Origin of the sequence: Agrobacterium sp. ST15.16.055 (assembly GCF_027956555.1) — a bacterium.
Classification (GTDB): domain Bacteria; phylum Pseudomonadota; class Alphaproteobacteria; order Rhizobiales; family Rhizobiaceae; genus Agrobacterium; species Agrobacterium salinitolerans.
Genome location: NZ_JAQKGN010000022.1, coordinates 25,850 through 46,557, shown reverse-complemented (window position 1 = coordinate 46,557; position 20,708 = coordinate 25,850). Strand labels below are relative to the sequence as shown.

Annotated in this window: 19 protein-coding genes, 1 tRNA gene and 1 riboswitch; of the genes, 15 read left to right on the top strand and 5 right to left on the bottom strand. The window is 58.3% G+C overall.

Annotated elements, in window-relative coordinates:
* Window positions 1-31 precede the first annotated feature (31 nt).
* Both PL599_RS21955 and recQ read left to right on the top strand, forming a co-directional pair.
* Window positions 32-108 (top strand) — tRNA-Met (locus PL599_RS21955).
* A gap of 176 nt (window positions 109-284) precedes the next feature.
* On the top strand, window positions 285-2,093 hold the full coding sequence (recQ, locus tag PL599_RS21950) for a DNA helicase RecQ (RefSeq protein WP_269825321.1): 1,809 nt from the start codon (window positions 285-287) through the stop codon (window positions 2,091-2,093).
* A gap of 56 nt (window positions 2,094-2,149) precedes the next feature.
* On the opposite strand, the gene PL599_RS21945 is transcribed toward recQ, so the two are convergent.
* On the bottom strand, window positions 2,150-3,382 hold the full coding sequence (locus PL599_RS21945) for an ROK family transcriptional regulator (RefSeq protein WP_077983296.1): 1,233 nt from the start codon (window positions 3,380-3,382) through the stop codon (window positions 2,150-2,152).
* Window positions 3,383-3,646: 264 nt separating this feature from the next.
* Between PL599_RS21945 and PL599_RS21940 the strand changes: the two genes are divergently transcribed.
* The 8 genes from PL599_RS21940 (at window position 3,647) to nrdF (ending at window position 11,798) form a co-directional block, all read left to right on the top strand.
* Entirely contained in the window at window positions 3,647-4,669 is a 1,023-nt protein-coding gene (locus PL599_RS21940; protein ID WP_077983295.1) for a sugar ABC transporter substrate-binding protein, read from the top strand.
* Between the two features lie 226 nt (window positions 4,670-4,895).
* Complete coding sequence (locus PL599_RS21935; protein ID WP_269825322.1) at window positions 4,896-5,978, top strand: ABC transporter permease; 1,083 nt, start codon at window positions 4,896-4,898, stop codon at window positions 5,976-5,978.
* Window positions 5,978-6,760 carry an ATP-binding cassette domain-containing protein gene (locus PL599_RS21930; protein ID WP_077983293.1) on the top strand — a complete coding sequence of 261 codons (783 nt, stop codon included), beginning with the start codon at window positions 5,978-5,980 and terminating at the stop codon, window positions 6,758-6,760. The genes PL599_RS21935 and PL599_RS21930 overlap by 1 nt, the downstream gene beginning before the upstream one ends.
* Window positions 6,757-7,386 (top strand): nucleoside triphosphate hydrolase, encoded by a 630-nt coding sequence (locus PL599_RS21925; RefSeq protein WP_271359878.1) that lies wholly within the window; start codon window positions 6,757-6,759, stop codon window positions 7,384-7,386. The genes PL599_RS21930 and PL599_RS21925 overlap by 4 nt, the downstream gene beginning before the upstream one ends.
* A 133-nt stretch (window positions 7,387-7,519) precedes the next feature.
* A riboswitch (cobalamin riboswitch) is annotated at window positions 7,520-7,743 on the top strand.
* A gap of 257 nt (window positions 7,744-8,000) precedes the next feature.
* Window positions 8,001-8,222 (top strand): glutaredoxin-like protein NrdH, encoded by a 222-nt coding sequence (gene nrdH / locus PL599_RS21920; RefSeq protein WP_020011298.1) that lies wholly within the window; start codon window positions 8,001-8,003, stop codon window positions 8,220-8,222.
* A 12-nt stretch (window positions 8,223-8,234) separates the two neighbouring features.
* Window positions 8,235-8,633, top strand: a complete 399-nt coding sequence (gene nrdI / locus PL599_RS21915; RefSeq protein ID WP_004439016.1) for a class Ib ribonucleoside-diphosphate reductase assembly flavoprotein NrdI — start codon at window positions 8,235-8,237, stop codon at window positions 8,631-8,633.
* Complete coding sequence (nrdE, locus tag PL599_RS21910) at window positions 8,621-10,807, top strand: class 1b ribonucleoside-diphosphate reductase subunit alpha (protein ID WP_269825325.1); 2,187 nt, start codon at window positions 8,621-8,623, stop codon at window positions 10,805-10,807. The genes nrdI and nrdE overlap by 13 nt, the downstream gene beginning before the upstream one ends.
* Before the next feature lie 16 nt (window positions 10,808-10,823).
* Window positions 10,824-11,798 carry a class 1b ribonucleoside-diphosphate reductase subunit beta gene (nrdF, locus tag PL599_RS21905; RefSeq protein WP_269825326.1) on the top strand — a complete coding sequence of 325 codons (975 nt, stop codon included), beginning with the start codon at window positions 10,824-10,826 and terminating at the stop codon, window positions 11,796-11,798.
* A 29-nt stretch (window positions 11,799-11,827) separates the two neighbouring features.
* On the opposite strand, the gene PL599_RS21900 is transcribed toward nrdF, so the two are convergent.
* Window positions 11,828-12,940 (bottom strand): alpha/beta hydrolase, encoded by a 1,113-nt coding sequence (locus tag PL599_RS21900; protein WP_271359877.1) that lies wholly within the window; start codon window positions 12,938-12,940, stop codon window positions 11,828-11,830.
* Window positions 12,941-13,092: 152 nt separating this feature from the next.
* Between PL599_RS21900 and recF the strand changes: the two genes are divergently transcribed.
* Genes recF through PL599_RS21885 form a run of 3 tightly spaced genes read left to right on the top strand, consistent with a single transcriptional unit; the run spans window position 13,093 to window position 15,480 of the window.
* The gene (gene recF, locus PL599_RS21895; RefSeq protein WP_269825328.1) at window positions 13,093-14,217 is read left to right on the top strand and encodes a DNA replication/repair protein RecF; all 1,125 of its coding nucleotides are present in this window, start codon (window positions 13,093-13,095) and stop codon (window positions 14,215-14,217) included.
* Window positions 14,218-14,239: 22 nt separating this feature from the next.
* The gene (locus tag PL599_RS21890; protein ID WP_269825329.1) at window positions 14,240-15,007 is read left to right on the top strand and encodes a molybdopterin-synthase adenylyltransferase MoeB; all 768 of its coding nucleotides are present in this window, start codon (window positions 14,240-14,242) and stop codon (window positions 15,005-15,007) included.
* Window positions 15,004-15,480 carry a GNAT family N-acetyltransferase gene (locus PL599_RS21885; protein ID WP_142914234.1) on the top strand — a complete coding sequence of 159 codons (477 nt, stop codon included), beginning with the start codon at window positions 15,004-15,006 and terminating at the stop codon, window positions 15,478-15,480. Before PL599_RS21890 ends, PL599_RS21885 begins: the two co-directional genes overlap by 4 nt.
* Window positions 15,481-15,486: 6 nt before the next feature.
* Here PL599_RS21885 and PL599_RS21880 read toward each other — a convergent pair whose 3' ends face one another.
* On the bottom strand, window positions 15,487-16,491 hold the full coding sequence (locus PL599_RS21880) for a 2-hydroxyacid dehydrogenase (RefSeq protein ID WP_077983282.1): 1,005 nt from the start codon (window positions 16,489-16,491) through the stop codon (window positions 15,487-15,489).
* Between the two features lie 180 nt (window positions 16,492-16,671).
* Between PL599_RS21880 and PL599_RS21875 the strand changes: the two genes are divergently transcribed.
* Window positions 16,672-17,205, top strand: coding sequence for an SH3 domain-containing protein (locus PL599_RS21875; RefSeq protein ID WP_169538602.1), 534 nt, complete (start codon window positions 16,672-16,674; stop codon window positions 17,203-17,205).
* On the opposite strand, the gene PL599_RS21870 is transcribed toward PL599_RS21875, so the two are convergent.
* Window positions 17,198-18,190, bottom strand: a complete 993-nt coding sequence (locus PL599_RS21870; RefSeq protein WP_269825330.1) for an adenosine kinase — start codon at window positions 18,188-18,190, stop codon at window positions 17,198-17,200. The two genes, PL599_RS21875 and PL599_RS21870, sit on opposite strands and share 8 nt — an antisense overlap.
* A 478-nt stretch (window positions 18,191-18,668) precedes the next feature.
* On the opposite strand from PL599_RS21870, the gene PL599_RS21865 reads away from it, so the two are divergent.
* Entirely contained in the window at window positions 18,669-19,613 is a 945-nt protein-coding gene (locus PL599_RS21865; protein WP_271359879.1) for an AEC family transporter, read from the top strand.
* A 17-nt stretch (window positions 19,614-19,630) separates the two neighbouring features.
* Here PL599_RS21865 and PL599_RS21860 read toward each other — a convergent pair whose 3' ends face one another.
* Complete coding sequence (locus tag PL599_RS21860) at window positions 19,631-20,647, bottom strand: class I SAM-dependent methyltransferase (RefSeq protein WP_077983280.1); 1,017 nt, start codon at window positions 20,645-20,647, stop codon at window positions 19,631-19,633.
* Window positions 20,648-20,708 lie beyond the last annotated feature (61 nt).

Here is a 20,708-nt window from a genome sequence, read left to right as displayed (position 1 = left end):
CGATAAATCCCATAGGGATTTACGCTGGTAACGCGGGGTGGAGCAGCCCGGTAGCTCGTCAGGCTCATAACCTGAAGGCCGCAGGTTCAAATCCTGCCCCCGCAACCAAAACTTATATGACTATCAAAGGGCTCCGAGGAAACGCGGAGCCTTTTTTGCTTTCGTTGTGGCTGGTAAAAAATCAATCACGCTATCTACTGCCACGGCCAAATCCATCTTCGGCATTGCCATGGGCTGCAAAACCGTGATGATGCACCATCATCCCACTTCGGACAAAAACCGCCGTGACCGCTGATCCCTTGCATATCCTCAAGACCGTCTATGGCTACGATGCGTTTCGCGGAAGGCAGGCAGACATCATTCGGCATGTAATGGCGGGAAACAATGCCTTCGTTTTGATGCCGACCGGCGGCGGAAAGTCGCTTTGTTACCAGATCCCTGCGCTTGCTCGTAATGGCATGGGATTGATCGTTTCGCCGCTCATCGCACTGATGGTCGATCAGGTCGCTGCCCTGCGTCAGGCCGGGGTGCGGGCCGAAGCCCTCAATTCCGATCTTTCCCCGGAAGAGCGGCGCGCGCTATGGCGGGACATGCGGGCCGGCAAGGTCGATATTCTTTATGCCGCGCCGGAAACCCTGCTCAAGCCGGATGTACTCGATGCGTTGCAATCCATCGACCTGTCGTTGATCGCCATCGACGAGGCCCATTGCCTGTCGCAATGGGGGCATGATTTCCGGCCGCCCTACCGCCAGCTCGACGCGCTGATCGAGCGTTTTCCCGATACGCCGCGCATGGCGCTGACGGCGACGGCCGACGAACCCACGCGCGCCGAAATTCTCGGTCACCTGGGGATTGAAGAACACGATGCCTTCATTGCTGGGTTCGACCGGCCTAATATCCGCTATGCGATCATGGAAAAGGACAATCCGCGTGCGCAGCTGAAGCGCTTTTTGAAGGATCGCGACGGTGAGAGCGGTATCGTCTATTGCCTTTCCAAACGCAAGGTGGACGAAACGGCGGCATGGCTGCGGGAGGAGGGGCGCGATGCGTTGCCCTATCACGCCGGCATGGACAAGGCCGCCCGTGAGGAAAACCAGACCCGTTTCCAGCACGGCGAGGCGGTCATCATCGTCGCGACCGTCGCTTTCGGCATGGGTATAGACAAGCCGGATGTGCGCTTCGTGGTGCATGTCGACCTGCCCGGCAGTATCGAGGCCTATTATCAGGAAACAGGCCGAGCCGGTCGTGATGGTTTGCCGTCGGACGTGCTCATGCTCTATGGCTATGAAGATATTGCCCTGCGCAATCGTTTCATCGAAGAATCTGATGCCGCGGACCAACGCAAATATATGGAGCGCCAGAAGCTCGATGCGCTGCTCGGCCTCGCAGAAACGGCCAGTTGCCGCCGGCAGGTTCTGCTCTCCTATTTCGGCGACCGGTGCGAGCCCTGCGGCAATTGCGATACCTGCGCCGAGCCGCCGGACCTGTTTGACGGGGCCATCGCCGCGCAGAAACTTCTGTCCTGTATTTATCGCACGGGTGAACGTTTTGGCCAGGCCTATGTCATCCGCGTATTGCTGGGTGTCGAGGACGAGCGGATTTCCCGCTTCGGCCATGACCGCATTACCACCTACGGGATAGGGAAGGAGCACGACAACCGCACGTGGCGCGCCATCCTGCGTCAGCTGGTTGCGTTACGCATGATTGAAGTGGATCTGTCCGGACATGGCGGCCTGTCCATCTCCGAGGATGGACGGCGGTTCCTGCGTGAAAAACCGGCATTAATGCTGAGGATACCATCCGCTCCCCGTTCCGCACGGCAGCAGACGCCGCGCAACACGGTATCGACGGTCTTGCCGGAATCCGATCGCAGCCTTTTTGAGGCGCTGCGTGCCAAGCGTATGGAGATCGCCCGGGCACAGAACGTTCCGCCCTATGTGATTTTCCACGACAAGACCCTCATGGAACTCGCGGCGATAAAACCGGCCTCGGCGAAGGAAATGGCTGAGATTCCCGGCGTCGGGGACACCAAGCTGGAACGATACGGGCCTGCCTTTCTGGCGGCGATCATGCAGCACGCCGCTGGCGAGTGACCTGAAGATATCCAAATTGATAGCCTATTCATGAAATCACAGAGCGCTGCGAAGGCTCAGCCGGTCGTGTCCTTGAACAGAACGTTCTGATCGATGAGATAGCGCGAAAATAGGGGCAAGCTGGCGCCGCCGATTGCCCGCGCCTGGCTACCGACCGCGCCTTCGATGATGTCAGGCACCGTGACGCCCTGCAGATCGTGGTGTTTAAGGGCAAGGCGGGTGGCGGCGACGATCCTTGTTCTGACCCAGTCGGGAAAACCGCCATCGATGATGACGCTTGAAAAATCGATGATGGAGGCTGCGGCAATGACGGCCTGCGCCAGCGCCGCGGCGGTTTTCCTGATCCAGCTTTCCAGCGGTTCGCCGAAATCGATCCACTCGTCCGGGGAAAACCACAGGGGTCGCGGATCGATGCCCTTTTCGCGCAACATGTTTTCCAGAACGAAGATCGACGCGATTTTCAGAAGCTGGACGGTATTGCCGTCCTGCCCCTGCACCGGCAGGGGGCCGATGGCGCCGGCCGTTCCCGTCTTTCCGGAAAACAGCGCCGAATTCAAAACGACGCCGCCGCCTATGAAAGAGCCGATGAAGACGTAAAGAAAATCCGGATAGTGCTGGCCTGCACCAAAAACCAGTTCGGCGCCGCAGGCGCTAGTGGCGTCGTTCTGCAGAAAAACCGGATAGCTGACGTTTTCAGCAATTTCCGACCGGATATCGACGCCCCGCCACCGCTCCATTTCAATCTGCGGTGCACCCACTTCCTGCGCCCAGTTCCACAATTCAAATGGAGCGGCGACGCCGACGCCGGCAATTTTCTCCCGCTCCGCAGGGGAAAGCTTCGATTCGAGTTCCGTTATGCCGTCGATCACGAACGGCAATATCCATTCCGGCAGGGGGTAGGGGTAGGTTCTGCGCAGCTTGAGCCTGATCCGGCCGACAAAATCCATCAGCACGAGATCGACGCTGCGTCGGCCGATCTTCACACCGAAAGAAAAAACGGCGTCGGGATTAAGCCGCATCGGCGTCGATGGCTGGCCGACTTTGCCGCGCAGTCTTTCACCGCGAATGAGAAGCCCGTCCTTTTCAAGTGAGCGCATGATAACCGAGACGGTCTGTGCTGAAAGGCCGCAAAGTCTTGATATCTCAGCTTTTGACAGTCCGCCGTGGCGACGAACGAGAGACAGCACGAGCCGCTCATTATAAGCGCGCACGCCGACCTGGTTGGCGCCGCCGCTTATATCCATGGTGGTGGGCGCCGCCGGGGGCGCCGTCTCGACAGATTGTCTCATAATGTCATCCTCCCGCCCGCAATATCCGCCGCGACCGATACAGCAGGCTTTATGGCAATCGTGCTATCGCAACGTTAAACGACGTGGCGATATTCCTCCCTGCCGCATATTAGAATGCCATAGGGAATTAATAATTCAATCGGATTTATTTATTGACAGGCGTTTCCTTTGGTGGTTCCATCTGAGCCAACGGTCGTCGATCTCGGAGGAGACGGGATCGTCGGGTAACCGTCACGGTGCTCAAATATCCATTGGGAGGATCTCATGAAGACCACTGTTTCCGCTCTTCTGGGCGCGCTTGCGCTTGGCGTTTCTTTCGCGTCCGTTGCGTCTGCGGCCGATACCTCGGTTTGCCTCATCACCAAAACCGATACCAATCCCTTTTTCGTCAAGATGAAAGAAGGCGCGACCGCCAAGGCCAAGGAACTTGGCGTGACGCTGAAATCCTATGCCGGGAAGATCGATGGCGATTCCGAAAGCCAGGTGGCCGCCATCGAAACCTGCATTGCCGATGGTGCCAAGGGTATCCTGATTACCGCATCGGATACCAAGGGCATCGTTCCAGCAGTACAGAAGGCGCGTGATGCCGGCCTTCTGGTCATTGCCCTCGATACGCCACTCGAACCCGTTGATGCTGCCGATTCCACCTTCGCCACCGACAATCTTCTTGCCGGTGAACTGATCGGCAAATGGGCTGCCGGTACGCTTGGCGACAAGGCCAAGGATGCGAAAATCGCCTTCCTCAACCTCACCCCCTCCCAGCCGACAGTGGACGTGCTGCGCAACCAGGGCTTCATGAAGGGCTTTGGCATCGACGTGAAGGACATCAACAAGATCGGCGACGAGGACGATCCGCGCATCGTTGGCCATGACGTCACCAATGGTAACGAAGAAGGCGGCCGCGCTGCGATGGAAAATCTGCTGCAGAAGGATCCGACTATCAATGTCGTCCACACCATCAACGAGCCCGCAGCAGCCGGTGCTTATGAGGCGCTGAAAGCGGTCGGCCGTGAAAAGGATGTTCTGATCGTTTCTGTCGACGGCGGTTGCCCGGGCGTCAAGAACGTGGCGGAAGGCGTGATCGGGGCGACCTCGCAGCAATACCCGCTGCTGATGGCGGCTCTCGGCGTCGAAGCCGTCAAGAAGTTTGCCGACACGGGTGAAAAGCCGAAGCCGACCGAAGGCAAGAACTTCGTCGATACCGGCGTGACGCTGGTGACCGACAAGCCGGTCAAGGGCCTCGATTCGATCGATACGAAGGAAGGTCTCAACAAGTGCTGGGGCTGATGCCTCGCCGTTGAAACCCGCGGGGGCATTCGTGCCCCCGCCCTTGGACCGAATGAATATCAGGCACGATCCGGGGGATCGGACAAAGGAACAAACGAGCGCGTCACGCGTCCTGCGGGGATGATAAGGGCCGCTTCACAACACTTTGAAATCTACGCGTCATTCTCTTTGGAGATAGGACCCCGGCGTCAGGGCGGGCGCGATAGAGCGATCGGGAGGAAAATCCATGAGCGATCAACCGGTGCGGCCTCAGCCGCATAATGAATTTGAAAAGGTGCTTTCGGGAAGTTCGACGCAGGTCGCCGCTTTCGATACGCACGACAAGAGTGTGCTGGAAAAACTGCAGCACTTTCTCCATTCCAGCCCGGCGGCCGTTCCGCTTATCGTTTTGGTGCTGTCGCTGATAGTTTTCGGCCTGCTTCTCGGCGGCAAGTTTTTCTCGGCCTTCACGCTGACCCTTATTCTGCAGCAGGTCGCCATCGTCGGTATTGTCGGCGCGGCGCAGTCGCTGGTCATCCTGACGGCGGGCATCGATCTGTCGGTTGGCGCGATCATGGTCCTGTCCTCCGTCATCATGGGGCAGTTCACCTTCCGTTACGGCTTGCCGGCGGAACTCGCCATTCTCTGTGGCCTTGCCGTCGGCGCATTTTGCGGTTTCATCAACGGTATTCTGGTGTCGCGCATGCGGCTGCCTCCCTTCATCGTCACGCTCGGCATGTGGCAGATCGTGCTGGCCACCAATTTTCTCTACTCCGCCAACGAAACAATCCGCGCCCAGGACATTGCCCAGCAAGCGCCTATCCTGCAATTTTTCGGTAGCAGCGTCCGCTTCGGCAGTGCGGTCTTCACCTATGGCGTCATCGCCATGGTCCTGCTCGTCGCCCTGCTTTGGTACGTGCTGAATCGCACCGCCTGGGGTCGCCATCTTTATGCGGTGGGTGACGATCCGGATGCCGCCGAACTTGCCGGTGTCAACGTAAAGCGCATGCTGACGACCGTTTACACCCTGTCCGGCCTCATATGCGCCTTTGCCGGCTGGGCCTTGATCGGGCGCATCGGCTCGGTTTCACCGACGGCTGGCCAATTCGCCAATATCGAATCCATCACTGCGGTGGTTATCGGCGGCCTTTCGCTGTTCGGCGGGCGCGGCTCGATTATGGGTATGATTTTCGGTGCGTTGATCGTCGGCGTCTTTTCGCTCGGCCTCCGGCTTATCGGAACAGATCCGCAATGGACCTATCTCTTGATCGGCGTCCTCATCATCATGGCTGTAGCAATCGACCAGTGGATCAGAAAGGTAGCAGGCTGATGGCAAAAGAACCCATTCTCACAGCACGCAGTCTCGTCAAGCGCTATGGTCGTGTGACCGCCCTCGACCATGCCGATTTCGATCTCTATCCCGGAGAAATCCTGGCCGTGATCGGCGACAACGGCGCCGGCAAATCCTCTCTCATCAAGGCGATTTCCGGTGCCGTGACACCCGATGAAGGGGAGATCAGACTAGAAGGCCAGCCCGTCCAGTTCCGCTCGCCAATCGAGGCGCGAAAGGCCGGCATCGAGACGGTCTATCAGAACCTCGCGCTTTCGCCGGCGCTTTCCATAGCCGACAATATGTTTCTCGGGCGGGAAATCCGTAAATCCGGCATTCAGGGCAGTTTGTTCCGGGCGCTGGACCGCCCGGCCATGGAAAAATTCGCCCGCGAGAAACTGTCGGAACTCGGCCTGATGACGATTCAGAACATCAATCAGGCGGTGGAAACCCTTTCCGGCGGTCAGCGTCAGGGTGTGGCGGTGGCGCGTGCGGCAGCCTTTGGCTCCAAGGTCGTCATCCTCGACGAACCGACGGCGGCACTTGGTGTCAAGGAAAGCCGACGTGTTCTGGAGCTTATCCTCGACGTGCGCTCCCGCGGCCTGCCGATCGTCCTGATCTCGCATAACATGCCGCATGTCTTCGAGGTCGCGGATCGCATCCATATCCACCGGCTGGGCAAGCGCCTGTGCGTCATCAATCCGAAGGACTATTCGATGTCGGATGCCGTCGCCTTCATGACCGGTGCCAAGGAAGCGCCGAAGGAAACGCTTGCCGCATGACGCTGAAGCTTGAAACGATCGCCGAGGATGTTCTTCGGCGGGCAGAAGGTAAATCCCGTTTTATCGTCGCCATTGCCGGTCCCCCTGGGGCCGGCAAATCCACGCTGGCAGATGCGCTTTGTGATGCTTTGCTCGCACGAGGCGAAACGGCCGCCGTCCTGCCCATGGACGGCTTCCATATGGACAATGGCATTCTTGAAGAACGGGGGCTGCTGCCGCGAAAGGGTGCGCCCGAAACATTCGACGTTCGCGGCTTCCTTGATATCGTCTCCGCCGTCCGCAACGGCGGGCAGGAAGTTCTTGTCCCGGTTTTCGACCGCTCCCGCGAAATCGCCATTGCCTCGGCCCGAGCGATTGCGCCGGACACGCGCCTGATCCTTGCCGAAGGCAATTATCTGCTGCTCAATGAGGCGCCCTGGACCGTGCTTTCCGAGAGTTTCGATCTCACCATCTTCGTGGGTCCATCCGTGGCGGTGCTTGAAGAGAGGCTGCGAAACAGATGGGAGGGCTATGGCCTCGATGCCGCTCAAATCCACGCCAAACTGTTCGAAAACGATCTTCCCAACGGAAAAAGGGTGATCGAAAACGCCCGTCCCGCCGATATTCGCATCGATATCTGGGAATAGATTAACGCTTTTCTCTCTTTGAGCGACGGCACGCATGTGCTGTTAAGCCGTTGTTAACCATGTGTTGAATCTTTTTGATCCACAGGGTAGGGCTTTCCTGTGTCTATTCATTGACGCAAAAAAATCCTCATATACTATATGTGGTGTTCGAGGTTCTTCCGATTCGCAAGGATTGGGAGCTAAGACGGGAATTCGGTGCGTGACGCCATCAGGGCGAAGCAAGGCCGAAACTGCCCCCGCAACTGTAAGCGGCGAGCATCGTTCCGATTTGGGTCACTGGAGCTTAGCGCACCGGGAAGGCTGGAATAGATGTTGTGACCCGCAAGTCAGGAGACCTGCCTTGAGCGCAAACGTCCACGGGCGGGGTGTCCGGAGGAAGGTGTCTGACGCAAATGATTTGCGTGCGCCCTTTTCTGCCCCCCTCCAGAACAAGCTTCGGGGTGAAGTCATGCCAGTGCATTTGTTTGAGTTGCTGCGCTCGTCGGCGTAGAGAGTGATTTTACGCGGCTAAAAGCTGCGCACGCCCACCCTAATGAAAGATCCATCGCCGCCCGATTGCGATTGCAATCGGCAATGTTGAGCCGTGTCCGCAACCGGCTTCGAGAGAGGAAATTATGACCGTCACCGTTTACAGCAAGCCGGCCTGCGTCCAATGCACTGCCACTTACCGCGCCCTCGACCGCATCGGCGTTCCCTATGAGATCATCGATATTTCCGAAGATGCTGACGCGCTCGATCATGTTCGTGGCCTCGGTTACATGCAGGTTCCGGTTGTCGTTGCCGGCGAACGCCATTGGGCGGGTTTCCGGCCGGATATGATCGGCGCAATCAGCTGAGGCGGCAGGGCGATGGGCCTGATCGTCTATTATTCCAGCCGTTCTGAAAACACCCATCGTTTCCTTCTGAAACTGGGACGGCGTTTGTTGCGCCTGCCGCTCGGCGCCGAGGATGACGTGCCTCAGGTGTCGGAGCCCTATGTGCTCGTTACCCCCACCTATGGGGGTGGGGGTACCAAAGGTGCCGTGCCGAAACCGGTCATCCGGTTTTTGAACGAACCCTCCAACCGAAATCTCATTCGCGGTGTCATCGCGGCGGGCAATACGAATTTTGGCGCAGCTTTCGCATCCGCCGGAGATATCGTCTCGCGCAAATGCGCTGTGCCGTTTCTCTATCGTTTCGAGCTTCTCGGCACGGAAGAAGATGTCGCCAACGTCAAACATGGATTGGAACGATTTTGGACACGCTGACCTCAAGCGCGCTGCGCAAGGATGCCAAACAGCCCGTAGCCGCAAGCCAGAAACCGGTTGATGCGGCTCTGGACTACCACGCGCTGAACGCGATGTTGAACCTTTATGACGAGAACGGGAAAATCCAGCTCGACAAGGATCGCCTGGCTGCCCGGCAATATTTTCTCCAGCACGTCAACCAGAACACTGTGTTTTTCCATAATCTCAGGGAAAAGCTCGATTATCTGGTGGCGGAGGGATATTACGAGCAGGAGGTACTGGACCAGTACTCCTTCAATTTCGTTCGCGACCTCTATGACGAAGCCTATGCCCGGAAATTCCGCTTTCCGACATTTCTTGGGGCGTTCAAATATTATACCTCCTACACGCTGAAGACTTTCGACGGAAAACGTTACCTCGAGCGTTACGAGGATCGCGTCTGCATGGTGGCGCTGGCCCTTGCGCGCGGTGATGAGCAGCTTGCCCGCAATCTGGTCGATGAGATCATTTCCGGCCGCTTCCAGCCGGCAACCCCAACATTCCTCAACGCCGGCAAGAAGAGCCGCGGCGAGCTGGTCTCGTGTTTTCTGCTGCGTGTGGAAGACAATATGGAAAGCATCGGCCGCTCCATCAATTCGGCGTTGCAGCTTTCCAAGCGCGGCGGCGGCGTGGCCCTGTCCTTGACCAATATTCGCGAAGCCGGCGCGCCGATCAAGCAGATCGAAAACCAGTCATCCGGCGTCATTCCCGTGATGAAGCTGCTGGAAGACAGCTTTTCCTATGCCAACCAGCTTGGCGCGCGCCAGGGTGCCGGCGCGGTCTATCTGCACGCCCACCACCCGGATATCATGCGCTTCCTCGATACCAAGCGCGAAAATGCCGACGAGAAAATCCGCATCAAGACGCTGTCGCTCGGCGTGGTGATCCCCGATATCACCTTCGAACTCGCCCGCAATAATGAGGATATGTATCTGTTTTCGCCCTATGATGTGGAGCGGATCTATGGCGTGCCTTTCACCGAAATCTCGGTCACCGAAAAATACCATGAAATGGTAGCCGACAGCCGCATCCGTAAGAAGAAGATCAAGGCGCGCGAATTCTTTCAGGTGATCGCCGAAATCCAGTTCGAGAGCGGTTACCCCTACATCATGTTCGAAGATACGGTGAACCGCGCCAATCCGATTGCCGGCCGTATCAGCATGAGCAATCTCTGCTCGGAAATCCTGCAGGTCAGCGAAGCCAGCGAGTTCAACGCCGATCTCTCCTATAGCCAAATGGGCAAGGATATTTCCTGCAATCTCGGCTCGCTCAACATTGCTGCGGCAATGGATTCGGCCGATTTCGGCAAGACCATCGAGACCTCCATCCGGGCGCTGACGGCGGTATCGGATATGAGCCACATTTCCTCCGTTCCCTCGGTGGAAAAGGGCAATGATGCGAGCCACGCTATCGGCCTCGGCCAGATGAACCTGCACGGTTATCTGGCGCGCGAACGCATCTTTTATGGCTCCGAAGAAGGCGTCGATTTCACCAATATCTACTTCTACACCGTCACCTATCACGCCATCCGTGCCAGCAATCGGCTGGCCGTAGAACGGGGCCAGAGCTTCAAGGGCTTTGAGAACTCCAAATATGCCTCGGGCGACTATTTCGACAAATATACCGAAAAGGAATGGCTGCCCGCGACGGAAAAGGTCCGTGAGCTCTTCGAAAAGGCCGGCATTGCCATTCCGACACAGGACGACTGGAAGGCACTGAAGCAGAACGTGATGGCATCAGGTCTCTATAACCAGAACCTGCAGGCCGTACCGCCAACGGGTTCGATCTCCTATATCAACCACTCCACCTCTTCCATTCATCCGATCGTCTCGAAAATCGAGATCCGTAAAGAGGGCAAGATCGGCCGCGTTTATTATCCGGCTTCCTATCTCTCGAACGACAATCTTGAATATTATCAGGATGCCTATGAGATCGGCCCGGAAAAGATCATCGACACCTATGCGGCGGCCACCCAGCATGTCGATCAGGGCCTGTCGCTGACGCTGTTCTTCCGCGATACGGCCACGACGCGCGATATCAACCGGGCGCAGATCTACGCCTGGAAGAAGGGCATCAAGACCATCTACTACATTCGGTTGCGCCAGATGGCGCTGGAAGGCACGCAGGTTCAGGGCTGCGTTTCCTGCACGCTCTGATTTGAGGGACAAAAGAATGAATATCGCCGTAAAACCCGCGTCCCGTATCCGCGCGGTCAACTGGAACCGCATTGAGGACGAAAAAGACCTCGAAGTCTGGAACCGCCTGACCTCGAACTTCTGGCTGCCGGAAAAGGTGCCGCTTTCCAATGACATCCCCTCCTGGGGGACGTTGAAGCCGGAAGAGCAGAAACTGACGATCCGTGTCTTCACCGGGCTGACATTGCTCGACACTATTCAGAACGGCGTCGGCGCCGTGCGCCTGATGCCGGATTCGGCGACGCCGCATGAGGAGGCCGTGCTTTCGAATATCTCCTTCATGGAGGCAGTGCATGCCCGTTCCTATTCGTCGATTTTCTCGACTCTGTGCTCCACGCCTGACGTTGACGACGCCTATCGCTGGTCGGAGGAAAACGAGTTTCTGCAACGCAAGTCCGCGATCATCATGCGGGAATATGACAACGGCGATCCGCTGAAGAAAAAGATCGCCAGCGTCTTTCTGGAAAGCTTCCTGTTCTATTCCGGCTTCTACCTGCCCATGTTCTGGTCAAGCCGTGCCAAACTCACCAACACGGCAGACCTCATCCGCCTCATCATCCGCGATGAGGCCGTGCACGGCTATTATATCGGTTACAAGTTCCAGCGGGCGTTGGACCGTCTTGGCGAGGCGCAAAGACAGGAGATCAAGGATTTTGCTTTCGATCTCCTGCTCGAGCTCTACGACAACGAGGCAAAATACACCGAAGACCTCTATGACGGTGTCGGCCTGACCGAAGACGTCAAGCAGTTCCTGCATTACAACGCCAACAAGGCCCTGATGAATCTGGGTTATGAAGCGCTGTTTCCCGCCGAGGCCTGCCGGGTCAATCCGGCGATCCTTTCGGCGCTCTCGCCCAATGCCGATGAAAATCACGACTTCTTCTCAGGCTCCGGTTCGTCCTATGTCATCGGCAAGGCGGTCGCCACCGAGGATGAAGACTGGGATTTCTGAAGCCGGAACTGTCAGCACGAGCCCGCACACTATTGCGGGTTCACCACCTGGCTCGCAAGCCGGAAGGGGCTGGAGACGGTTGCGCCGATTGCATCGAACACGAAGGCGCCGGCGCGACCGAGGCCGTTTTGTCCATTGCTGTTGCGGCTCGTCTCCAGTTGCGGCACGAGCGACGCCAGTGCGGCATAGCGGTCATGATTGAGCGGGTCCGAGGCTTTCAGGTTGGAAATATCCACGAACTGGACACGTTCCTTCAACGCCGCGTCCTGCACCTTGGGATCGGTGACATCAAGTGCGCCAATCCGTGTCACGTCCGCACCCAGGATGGACGAAGCCTTGAGGGCGCGGTCATCCTTGGAGACCAGGACCGTGAGCGGCGGATTGAGCCTTCCGACCACCTCGATCTGCTTGCGGAAAACATCGGCATCGATATCGGGTGCGGCCAGCACCACCTGCAGCTTTGCGATGACGTCGTTTCTGCCCTCGAAGCGCAGCTGTCGCAGCGCCTCCATGACCAGCCAACCGCCCATACTATGGCCGAAGACGACAATGTTCCTGCGCGAAGAGTGGCGCGTGAGATCGGTCAGCAGATTGGCAAGGGCATCGCGCGAATAAGTCGCCGATTCCTTGTCCGCCACATAGCCTGTGACATTGGCCTGCGATGGCCAGGAAAAAACCAACGGTACGCCATCGAGATTGGCATCGGCAGCCATCTGCGCTGCGCGGAAAAGCGCCTCCTGATAGCTGTAGTTATAACCGTGCACAAAAAGCGCGATCTGCTTGCGGGATCGCGTAATATCGCCGAGGTCGCTGTTGAAACTCGCCCTATCCAGCATCTGCGCCTGTGTGACGACGAAATCCTTCTTGGCATCCGGTTTTCCAGTCGACCATTCGATTTTTCCGCTCTTGTGGGTCGGCGGTATCGAAATATCGAAGCGGGCATAATTTGGGTCGGTCGCCCGCAGGGTGCTGAACCCCTTTTTCGCTTCTTCATTTTTCTCACGGGTGCTGGCAACATAGGCGGTCACGATTTTTGTATCTTTGACCTGGGTGTTGACGGCTTGCAGCACGTCCGCTCCCGGCCGTCCGGCGCAGGATGAAAGAAGGCTGACCGTCAGAAGCAGGGAAATAAAGAAGCGCATGGATGATTACCGGTGACAACGAACCGCCCATAAATAGCCGTCCGCTAAAAAAGTTGCCACTACTGAATAATTTGCCTGGTTTTGACGCTCGCTGATGGTCGCGGGACGTTCGCCGCCTTGCTATCCATCTACGTTCGTTTTAGGCCGTAAAAATGACGAACAAGGTGTCGCTTTTACGGCTGAAACTCACGGACTTCCGCAATTATGCGGCGGCTGCACTCACGCTTGATGAACGCCATGTCGTGCTGACGGGCGACAACGGTTCCGGCAAGACCAATCTTCTGGAGGCCGTCTCTTTCCTCTCTCCCGGAAGGGGCCTGCGCCGCGCCACCCTGTCTGATGTGACGCGGGTAGGGGCCGAAGCCGGCTTCTCGATCTTCGCCGATGTCGAGGGCATGGATGGTGAGGTCGCGATCGGCACCGGGATCGAAGGTGATGGCGAGGTGGTATCGCGTCGCCTGCGGCTGAACGGCACGCCGGTGAAGTCCGTCGATGAATTGACCGACCATTTGCGGGTTCTGTGGCTGACGCCTGCCATGGATGGCCTCTTTACCGGTTCGTCATCGGACCGCCGGCGTTTTCTCGACCGGCTGGTCCTGTCGCTCGATCCGGGTCACGGCCGGCGCGCAAGCGATTTCGAAAAGGCCATGCGTGGCCGCAACCGCCTGCTTTCGGAAGGTCGTTTCGATCCGGTCTGGCTGGACGGTATCGAAAAGCAGATGGCCGAACTCGGCATCTCAATGGCGATTGCGCGTTATGAGATGCTTGGCCTCTTGAAGAGCCTGATCGAGGGGCGGGCGGGCGATGCCGTTTTCCCTTCTGCGGCGCTTTCTCTCTCCGGTTTCATGGACGATGGGCTCAATCGCCCCGCCGTCGATCTGGAGGATGAATACAGGCTTATGCTGCGTGATGGCCGGTATCGTGACGCCGCTGCCGGCCGCACACTGGATGGGCCGCACCGCGTCGATCTGTTCGTGCGCCATGCGGAAAAGGATATGGAGGCCGAGCGCTGTTCAACCGGGGAACAGAAGGCGTTGCTGGTGGGGCTGGTGCTTGCGCATGCGCAACTGACCGCCAACATGACCGGCCACGCGCCGGTCCTGCTGCTGGACGAGATCGCCGCCCATCTGGATGAAGGCAGGCGGGCGGCTCTGTTCGATCTCATTCATGCACTTGGCGGCCAGAGTTTTATGACCGGAACGGATACGGCGATGTTCTCCGCCCTCGGCGACAGGGCGCAATTCTTCAACGTTTCCCACGGGAGCATCACCGCATGACGGCTAAGAAATGGAGGGCGATATGGACCCGCTGAGCCCGGAAGAAATCGAACGCTACAAGCGCCATATCCTGTTGCCGGAAATCGGCGGCGTGGGTCAGCAGCGGCTGAAGGCGGCGCGCGTGCTGGTTATCGGGGCCGGCGGTCTCGGCGCCCCTGTGCTGCATTATCTTGCCGCTGCCGGTGTCGGCACGCTCGGCATGATCGATGACGATGTGGTTTCCCTGTCCAATCTGCAGCGACAGGTCATCCACGATACCGGTACGATTGGGGAGTTGAAGACGGAGAGCGCGCGCAAGGCCGTCGCCCGGCTCAATCCGCATGTTCGAACGCTTGTTTATGAAGAGCGCTTTTCGCAGGTCTGGGCGCATGACCATCTGCAATCCTTCGATCTCCTTATAGACGGCTCGGATAATTTCGATACGCGTTATACGGCCGCCGATGCCGCGGAGGCTGCGAAAAGACCATTGGTAACGGGAGCTGTCGGCCGTTTTGATGGTTCGGTGACGGTGCTGAAACCCTATGGGACAAATACCGAGGGCGCTCGGCTGCCCGGCTATCGTGACCTGTTTCCGGAACCGCCGCCGCAGGGCCTCATTCCCAGTTGCGCGGAAACAGGCATTGTCGGCGCGCTGACGGGGGTTATCGGTACGCTTATGGCCATGGAGGCGATCAAGGTTATCACCGGTGCCGGAGAGCCGTTGATCGGCCGCCTGCTCCTCTATGACGCCCTGTCGGCCCGTTTCGAAACCGTGCGATACAAGCGGCGTCCAGGAGGGAAAAAACCATGACGGAGATTGTCAGGATCGGGGAGGAGTTCGATCGCTGGCAGGAATTGCTGGCGCTTATCGTGTCCTCCTTCGCTTATATGGATGGCGTCATCGACCCGCCGTCTTCGGCTCATCGCCTGACGCTGGAAAATCTTGCCGAGAAGGCGAGGGCGGAGATCGCTTTCGTGGCGCTTGATGGCGATGAGATTGTCGGTTGCCTATTTTGCCGACCGGAGCCGCCGGCCTGTCTTTATGTCGGCAAACTCTGTGTTTCCCCCAAAGCGCAGGGAAAGGGTATAGGCGGGATGCTGCTGGAGCAGGCCGAAGCGCTCGCCCGCGAATTGGCGTTACCGGCGCTGCGGCTGGAAACTCGCATCGAGCTTATCGCTAATCATACCAAATTCGCCGCCTGGGGTTTCGTCAAGACCGCCGAAAACGCCCATGCCGGCTATAATCGCACGACCTCGATCGAAATGACCAAATTCATCGGCTGAACCGGCTCAGTTCCGCCCCGGCAGCACCCGGTTCGGCGGACGGTGGCCGTCGAATAGCGTGCGGATGTTGATGATGACCTTATCACCCATCTCGATACGGCCCTCGATTGTTGCAGAGCCCATATGCGGAAGCAGCACGACCTTGCCTTCCTTGGCCAGCTTGATGAGCTTGGGGTTTACGGCAGGCTCGTTCTCATAGACATCGAGACCGGCGCCTGCGATCTTGTCTTCGCGCAGGCACTGGATCATCGCCGCCTCGTCGATAATATCGCCGCGCGCGGTATTGACGATGTAGCTGGTGGGCTGCATCAGGGCCAGCCGCCGGGCCGAGATCAGGTGATAGGTCGCGGGCGTCGAGGGGCAATTGACGGAGACGATATCCACCCGCGCCAGCATCTGGTCGAGACTGTCCCAATAGGTCGCTTCAAGCTCTGCTTCCGTTGCCGGATTGACGCGTTTGCGATTGTGATAATGAATGGAGAGGCCAAAGGCCTTGGCGCGCCGTGCCACCGCCGTTCCGATGCGGCCCATCCCGACAATGCCGATGCGCTTGCCGGAAATGCGCCGTCCCAGCATCCATGTCGGCGACCAGCCGAGCCACTCGTCCGCGCCATTGGCAAGCACCCGCGTGCCTTCGATCATGCGGCGCGGCACGGCGAGCACGAGAGCCATGGTGATGTCGGCGCTGTCCTCAGTCAGCACATTGGGCGTGTTGGTGACGGTAATGCCCTTTCGGGCCGCGGCATCCACATCCACATGGTCGATACCGTTGGAGAAGCTGGCGATGAGTTTCAGTTGCGGTCCTGCCTGCTCAATCATCGCTGCGGTGATGCGGTCGGTAACGGTGGGCACGAGCACGTCTACCCTTTGCATGGCGGCGACAAGCTCCGTCTCGCTGCGCGGCGTATCGTCTATATTCAGTTCGGCATCGAAGAGTTCGCGCATTCTGGTTTCGACGACGTCAGGCAATTTGCGGGTTATATAGACTGTCGGTCTCTTCTTGTGGGTCATCGTTTGCCGCTGCCTTGTTCAGAAGTCATTAACCAGAAAGAGCGATAATTTCTTTCAATCAGGGCGTTTCTACCAGACCCACCGGCGAAGACAAACAAAACTCGCTGAAGCTTGAGGCATGTGGAAACGAGCCTCCTTAAATATCATCCGGTTTGCAGAAGGCGGGAAACGGAAATGGGCATGCGCAGTGTGGTTTCTATCGTTTGCATTGCATTGTCTTTGGGCCTCTTCGGTGCGGCAACCGAAGTCATGGCGCAGGGCGCCGCCAAAGGCGCAAGCGGCCTGCCGCTGCCGCGTTTTGTCAGCCTGAAATCAAAGCGCGTCAATATGCGCATCGGCCCGAGTACGGATTATGCCGTGTCCTGGATGTATTTGAAATCGGGAATGCCGGTCGAAATCATCCAGGAATATGAAAACTGGCGGCGCATCCGCGATGCCGATGGTACGGAAGGCTGGGTCAATCAGGCCCTGCTCTCCGGTGAGCGAACGGCCGTTGCGGCCCCGTGGATGCGTGGCAAGGGCAAGGAAGTTTACGTGAACATGCGCCGCGAGGCGCAGTCGGGCGCTGCCGTTGTGGCGCGGCTTGAGCCGGGCGTCGTCTTCAGGATCGGCGAATGCAATGGCGACTGGTGCCGCGCCGAGGCCGGTCAGGCCTCGGGCTGGGTTTCGCAGGGCGAAATCTGGGGCGCTTACCCGGGCGAGGCCTTTAAATAAGGCCGTGCTTTTCGCCAAGCGCCTTGAGCGATGACATGGGGCGCGGGCCGATCTGCTGAATGACGGCGGCAGCCGCAAGGCAGCCAAGCTTGCCGCAATCTTCGAGCGAACGGTCCTGCGTATAGCCGAACAGGAAGCCTGCGGCGAAAAGATCGCCGGCGCCCGTCGTGTCGACAACGTCATGCACCGGATAGGCTTCAACCTTCACACGTTCCGTTCCGCGCAGGATGACGGCGCCTTCTTCGCTCATCGTCACCGCGGCGATCTTGCAGTCGGCGGCGATTCTGGTCAGTGCAAGCTCGAAGTCGTTGGTTTCGTAAAGCGAAAGCGCTTCCTGCTTGTTGGCGAAAACGATGTCCACCGTGCCGGAGCGCATCAGGTCCAGAAACTCGTCGCGATAGCGGCCGACGCAGAAGCTGTCGGAGAGAGTCATGGAGACTTCACGGCCATTCTCATGCGCAATGCGGGCGCATTCGCGAATGGCGTCCTTGGCACGCGGCGGGTCCCACAGGTAACCTTCGAAATAGGTAACCTTTGTCTCAGCCACCACATCTTCTTCCACGTCTTCCGGGCCGAGATCGACACAGGCGCCGAGATAGGTGTTCATCGAACGCTCGCCGTCTTCGGTCACGAAGATCATTGAGCGGGCGGTCGGCGGGAACGTGCCTTCCGGCTTGGTTTCGAAATAAACACCCTGTGCGCGGATATCGTGCTGGAAAATTTCCCCGAGCTGGTCTTCGGCCACCTTGCCGAAATAGGCGGCTCTGCCGCCGAAATTCGCCACGCCCGCCGCCGTGTTGCCAGCACTGCCGCCGGAGGCTTCAAGAGCCGGCCCCATCAGCGAATAAAGCAGCTCCGCCCGTTCCGCATCGATGAGGTTCATCGCGCCTTTGGTAATGGCGTTGTCGTTGAGAAAGCGATCGTCGCAGCGGGAAATGATGTCGACGATGGCATTGCCGACAGTCAGTACGTCGAATTTCGTCATAGGCCCTATCCGTTTCGCACGGGGTGTGCGTATTTTTCGAAAGGTCTTAAACATTTCTGGCGGCAAGAAAAGCCCAAACAGAAAATATGTGGTTCCGCGCGAGGAGCGAAAACGCGTCATCTGCTTGTAATGTAGGTAGGTTATTTCATTTGTCAGAGCAAAAGGTGTGTGAATGCATACCGGAATGGAAGACATGATGGTCTTCTGGCTCAACCGTTATCTCCGCCACGGATGTACTGGCGGCATATAACGGACATAAAAGGCGGGGGTGACCCCGCTTTTTCTTTTTTAGTAACGTTAGGCCTTGCGGATTTTACGGGCCAAGATGAGCTTTCTACCCAAAGCGGCTCAAGAGTTTTGTCTTTCTTGGGCGCCATGTGGAGAAAACAAAGAGTGGGAGCGTTTTCGCGATTCCATTCCCGTGGAAAACGCTCTAAAGCGGATTATCTCCCGCAAAAGCCGCGAAAGCTTTCCCTCCATGTCTGCCGTTGCCGCGAATGTCGCCCCGATTTTCATTCTCATCCTTATCGGGTGGCTCACCGTCAAGGCGGGTCTGTTCAGGGCCGATGCCGGCGATATTCTCAGTGACTTCGTGTTCAAGATCGCGGTGCCGACATTGATCTTCCGCACGCTTGCGGAAGCGAATTTTCACGGCGCATCGCCGTTCCGGCTCTGGATCACCTATTTCGCCGGCGTGACCGTCACCTGGACGGTCGGGCATATCGTCACCCGTTATGTCTTCAGGCAGGATATGCGCATTGCCGTCATTGCCGGCATTTCCTCAGCATTTGCGAACAATATCTTCATCGGCCTGCCGTTGGTCGGACGCTCCGTCGGCGATGAGGGGCTGGTGGCTCTCTCCATCCTGCTCGCCATTCACCTGCCGGTGATGATGATCGCCGGCACGATCCTCATGGAAAACGCCACACACAAGGCGGTCGGCGGCGAAAGGCGCAGCATGGCTGCGGTGTTCAGGCAGGTGGGCCGCAATCTCATCACCAATCCGCTGGTGATCGGCCTTGTCATCGGGCTTTCGACCAATGTCTCCGGCGTCGCATTAACGCCCATTCTGAAAACCGTGGTCGATCAGATCGCGTCTATGGCGGGGCCGGCGGCGCTTATTTCGCTTGGCATGGCGCTGACCAAATACACCATTCTCGGCAATATGGGTATTGCCGTCACCATGACGGTGTTCAAGCTCCTGCTGCTGCCCGCCTGTGTGTGGGCAATGGGTCATGCGCTCGGTCTCAGCCGGGAATGGACGGCGGCGCTCGTGCTCACCTCGTCGGTGCCGACGGGAGTGAATGCCTGGCTTATCGCCAACCGCTTCGGCATCGGCCACAGCGTTGCCGCCTCCACCATCAGCATTTCCACAGCGACCGGCGTTCTTTCCGTGTCGCTATGGGCATGGCTGTTGAGCTGATTATTCCGCGGCCTTGATTATTTCTGGGCGCTCAGAATCTTGAAGCGGGCGTTGCGGCACACTTCAGTGCTGGTGCGGAATTCAGCCGCGAGCACCGGCTCATAGGGCATGCCGCGATTGGCGACCATCAGCAGCTTGCCGCCGCTGCGCAGCGCGCCGGCGGCAGCCTTGATGAAGGCCTGACCGAGGGCAGGTTCTGCTGCCTGTCCCGCCGCATGGAAAGGCGGGTTCATGATGATGAGGTCGTATTTTTCCTTCGGCGGCTCGTTTGCCAGATCCTGCCAGAAGAAGCGCGCCGTCAGCCGCGGATTGTTTTCGAGAAGATTGGTCTTTGCAAATTCCAGCGCGTTCCAGTCTGCTTCGAACAGATCGATACGGGCCGTGCGCGGCGATTTCTCGGCCAGCATGACGGAGAGGTAACCCCAGCCCGCGCCGAAATCGGCGGCGTTGCCGTCAAAATCGGTCGGCAGGCGCGATGCGAGCAGTTCCGAGCCGTCATCCACGCGGTCATGGGAAAACATGCCGGGGAGGGCGGTGAAGCGGCCTTCAACCGTTACCGGCCTCTGGGCGAGCTTCGATACGACGGCCGCAACATCGTCCGGTCGTTTGAACCAGAGCGCGACGCCATGGTATTTTGGTGTCGATTCCGCTTCGATGCCAAGTTTCGCCAGCGTCTTGCGCAGCGTCACGATACCGTCTTCTTTCGATCCGGCGGCGACGATGAGGCCGCCGGCCTTTACGCGCGAAAGCGCTTCGGCGACGCGGTTTTCATTCTCGCCGCGATGTTTGCCGCAAAGCAGCAGAGCCACATCGTAATCTTCGCCCGAAATATCAGGAGTCACTTCTGCGCCTTGAGCCTGCAGAGCACGATAAAGCGGACGTAGATGTTGAACCGCGACGATCTCCGCGTCGAATCCATCCAGCCGCGGACCGGCTTCCGCTCCCAGAAACAGAACGCGTTCGCCCTCCTTCGGCATGGAAAGCATGTCCGAGGCAAAGGGGTGGAAAAGGGTTTTCACGGCGTCACGGCTCATGGGAGCATCCTCAAGGTCAAATAGAAAAAAGGCGCGGGCAAAACCCGCGCCTCGATAGGGT